5 protein-coding genes are annotated in these 4,069 nt (G+C 63.2%); 4 read left to right on the plus strand and 1 reads right to left on the minus strand.

The window, feature by feature from the left end; genetic code table 11:
* A partial coding sequence (locus tag AC1DSN_RS19380) for a hypothetical protein (protein WP_477332301.1) occupies nucleotides 1-522 on the minus strand: 522 nt, incomplete at its 3' end.
* A gap of 99 nt (nucleotides 523-621) precedes the next feature.
* Between AC1DSN_RS19380 and AC1DSN_RS19385 the strand changes: the two genes are divergently transcribed.
* The 4 genes from AC1DSN_RS19385 to AC1DSN_RS19400 all read left to right on the plus strand — a co-directional run.
* Nucleotides 622-1,722: a porin gene (locus AC1DSN_RS19385; RefSeq protein ID WP_477298114.1), complete on the plus strand. Its 1,101-nt coding sequence runs from the start codon at nucleotides 622-624 to the stop codon at nucleotides 1,720-1,722.
* Nucleotides 1,723-1,731: 9 nt separating this feature from the next.
* Complete coding sequence (locus tag AC1DSN_RS19390; protein WP_477332303.1) at nucleotides 1,732-2,223, plus strand: hypothetical protein; 492 nt, start codon at nucleotides 1,732-1,734, stop codon at nucleotides 2,221-2,223.
* A gap of 160 nt (nucleotides 2,224-2,383) precedes the next feature.
* On the plus strand, nucleotides 2,384-3,121 hold the full coding sequence (locus AC1DSN_RS19395; protein ID WP_477298116.1) for a thermostable hemolysin: 738 nt from the start codon (nucleotides 2,384-2,386) through the stop codon (nucleotides 3,119-3,121).
* Nucleotides 3,121-4,069, plus strand: a 949-nt coding sequence (locus tag AC1DSN_RS19400) for an AMP-binding protein (RefSeq protein ID WP_477332305.1), incomplete at its 3' end; no start/stop codon positions are given. The genes AC1DSN_RS19395 and AC1DSN_RS19400, both read left to right, overlap by 1 nt.

The following is a 4,069-nucleotide window of genomic DNA, read 5'->3' on the forward strand; positions in this document are numbered from 1 at the left end:
GAGGTAGCCGATCGTGCCCTCGCCGAAAGCATTCGGAATGGGACTTCGCAATACGATCGCGCTCGTACCGAGCGCTCCGGAGGCCAACGTCACTGAAATCGTATCGAGACCCTGGCCGGGAACCGTCTGCCAACCGGAAAGGCCCGGTGCGTTGCCGCCGATATAAGAGGCCTCACTCGCGGCCACGACCCTTCCCTGCGCGTCGGTGCATAGCAGCACGTCGTAGACCTGGTCCTGGCCGGCCCGCAGGTTGGAGAGAAAGTTGGATAGCCGCTTGTCGACATCCTTCACCCGGATGTCCTGCATGACTTCGAGGCCCCGCCAGACACGCATGTTCTCGACATGGGAAAACAAAAAGGTATCGATGCGCTGCATCATTGCGGTGGCGCCGAAGCGAAGATTTCCTGCGATCTCGGATTGCAGGGCGCTCCGGAACTGGAAGAACGACAATGCACCGACCACGGTCATCGTGCCGAGCATGGTCCAGAACAGGAGCCTGAAGAGGGCCGATCGTGTCGTCAAGGCGGGTCAGCTTTGGGAATGCCTGCGTCAGTGTCGCAGAATCGGGCGTAGCTTATGCCATCCTCCGTCCGTCCACGTTTCGCCCCTGAAGGTATCTCCATGAGCCGGCATCCGCATCGTCCCCTGGTCCTGGGCGTGTTCGCTCTCGTGGCGGCCCTCGTCATCGCGCCACGCTCTCGCGCAGCCGACACGACGGAGGTCGATACATGGCAGCCGGCGCCCTACTCGCTTGGCCAGGGGCTTTACTTCCCGGGCCAGGGTCTGCGAATCGGCGGCTATGCCGACGTGCACTTCTTCGACCTGGAAGGCTCCCGCGCGGATTCGAGCCTGCGCGACGTCAGTCTGTTCGTCACCAAGGACCTGGGCAGCCGCTGGCAGTTCTTCACCGAACTGGCGACGTCCCGCACCACGAACGTGACAGGTGCTCAGAACGGCGGAGGCCATGCGGAGGTCGACATCGAGCGGCTCTATGCCGATTTCCACGCGACGCCGGCCATCACGTTCCGTTTCGGCAAGTTTCTTACGCCAATCGGCGAATGGAACCTCGTTCACGCTGACCCACTGACCTGGACGGTCTCCCGCCCGCTATCCACCTCGGCCGCGTTCGCCCGCCATGCAGCAGGTGCGATGGCATTCGGAACAGTCACCTTGAAAGGCCGGGATCTCGACTATTGGGTCTTTGCAGACGACAGCAAGAACCTCGGCGTGGGCCAGGACGCTGACGATGCCTTTACCGACTACACCGGCGACCGCAGCCCGCGAAACAACTTCCTCCACGCGTACGGCGGTCGCGTGTTGTACCACCTGGCGGGCGACAGCCTCACCGTAGGCGGGTCTTACGTAACCTACCAACTGCAGGAACCCCGACACGACTACCAACTCACGGGCATCGACTTCACCTGGACCACGCGGTACGTGGAACTCACCGGCGAAGCCATCTATCGCACCGGTGCATCGCCGCTTTCCAGCGAACGTGGTGGCTTCGTCGAAGCGGGGTTTCCCATTGCGTCCCATCTCTACCTGATCGGTCGTGTCGAGCGGTATCACACGTCCGTACCGGACACGACGTCGATCGTCCGGACCGAGGCCATCAACTATCGCCCCATCCCGGGCCTTGTCCTCAAACTGGAGCATCGCAATGGCCAGGACGGCGAAATCGTCCCTGCCGGCTGGCTGGCGTCCGTCTCGGTGTTGTTCTGACGTATGCCCATGCGTCGCAGCACCGCACGCGTTGTGCTCTTGCTCTGGGGGCTGGCTCTCGGGAGCCAGGCCGCCTGGGCGGCACAGGTGCAGCTTGCCGTGATCTCGGCGCCGACGGCGCCCCGTCTGTCGTTCGACCGGGACACGCTTCGCAATGTCTATCTCAAGCGCATCTTCATCGACAGCGACGGCGTCAAGCTCACGCCCGTCAACCTGCCTGCCGACTCCCCGCTGCGTGATGCTTTTACTAAAACCATACTGCACATGTCGGAGCGACCGATGCAGGATTACTGGGATAAACAATACTTCCAGGGTGTAAGCCCACCGTATGTACTGGCTTCGGACGAAGCGGTTATCCGCTTCGTAGCGGCGACCCCCGGCGCCGTCGGCTATGTCGCTTCGTGCCATGCCGACGCGAGCGTCCGCGTCGTGATGCTGGTTCCGTTGCCGCCGACGATCGGCGAKACGGGCCTGTGTTCGGACCGCACTGCCGCACCCTGATTCACCCGACATTTCTTGCAGACAATTCGTGCGCACTGCAAGAAAGGAGGGCCTGCAGCGCAGGTAAATTCAAAGTTATTCCTATCACATTCAACAGGATAGTTCGGTGGCACGAATATCGCACTGGTAAGGGGCATCTCCTCCCAGCGAGCGATCCCCGATGTCCCTGCCCCCGCTGCCGCAACCGTCCGATCCTTGCGTGCTCGAAACCGTGGAGCCGTTGCTCGCTGAACTGCGCCGCCCCGTGCGTGTGGATGTCCTTGGTGAAAGTCACCCTGATCGAAAGCACGCCGAGGCGTTTGTCCATCGCATCTTCGAACGGCGGTATGGCGCGGACGTAAGCGAATTTCATCCGACCCTGCTCAGCTTCCGCGACACCATGCAGTACCGGGCCGTCGTCGGCTTTCGCGGCGGCCTCGAAGGCACGCTGTTTTCGGAGCAGTACCTGGCCCACCCGGCGCAGCAGATGATCGCCGATCGGCTGGGCGTCCACATCGAACGCAACGAACTCGTCGAAGTGGGACACCTGGCCCTCGATATGCCCGGCGATACGCGCTGGCTAATCTCCGCCACCACGCAGCACCTGCATGCACGAGGTTATCGCTGGGTGCTGTTTACGGCAACGCGTCTCCTCTTCAACGCGTTCCACCGGCTCGGGCTGCATCCCATCGCACTCACCAGCGCACGCGCCTCGCGCCTTGCCGATGGCGGACGTAAGTGGGGCGACTATTACCACGCGAACCCGGTCGTCTGCGTGGGCAACATCGACGCCGGTCAAAGGAAGCTGCGTCGACATATAGGCGCATCGCAACCACGGCTGCGCGCCCTTCTCCGTGATAGTCGGGAAAGTGCCGCCCCGGGGTGGTCCCTGCGCGCCTCACCTTGCGGAGGTGCCTGATGCGAACCATCCTGAAGAAACTCGAGCGACATGCGCTCGCGCAACCGGAGAAGGTGGCGCTCGAAGATACCGTCTCCACCATGACCTATCGCCAGCTCTCCCGGGCGATCACGCAAGTCGGTTCGCGCATTGCCGCCGAGCGCGTTGCCGTGATGATGGACAACGGTATTCCGTGGGCCGTTGTCGATCTGACCATCGCCGCATGCGGCGCAGTCGCCATACCGGTGCCGTCTTTCTTCAGCGACGAGCAGCTCGCGCACTTGCTGACTGACGCGGCACCGGACCTTCTGATCACGGATCGTCCGGACTACGGCGTCCCCCTATCCCGCGTCTCGCGTCACGAGACTGTCGTGATTGCCCACACCGAACTGCATCTCTACACGCTCCAGGCTACATGCCGGCGCACCCTGCCTTCGGACACCGGCAAGATCACTTACACATCGGGCACGACCCAACAGCCCAAAGGCGTTTGCGTCACGCGAGCCGCCATCGACCAGGTGACCGAAGCACTGGCCAATGCAGCGGCGGCGCGGCCCGACGATCGCAGTCTCACGGTCCTTCCTTTGTCGACCCTGCTCGCGAATATCGGCGGCATCTATGTACCCATCTTCCGCGGAGGAACAGCCGTCCTCCCGTCGTTGGGGCAGTGCGGCTTCAGCGGTTCAAGTACGGTGGAACCCGCGGCCTTCATGGATGCGCTTCGTCGGTTCACGCCCACCGGAACGATCCTCGTCCCGCAACTGCTGAAGCTCGCCGTGGAATGCGCGCAGGCCGGTGCGCCTCTGCCTTCCACCCTGCGATTCGTCGCCGTTGGCGGCGCGCCGTGCTCCGCCTCCCTGCTGGGCCGAGCCCGGGCGCTGGGAATTCCTGTCTACGAGGGCTATGGCCTGTCGGAGGCCACGTCAGTCGTCAGCATGAACCGCCCCGGCAGCGAACGCGCCGGGAGTG

The organism is Luteibacter sp. P4_D7_3, assembly GCF_056401735.1.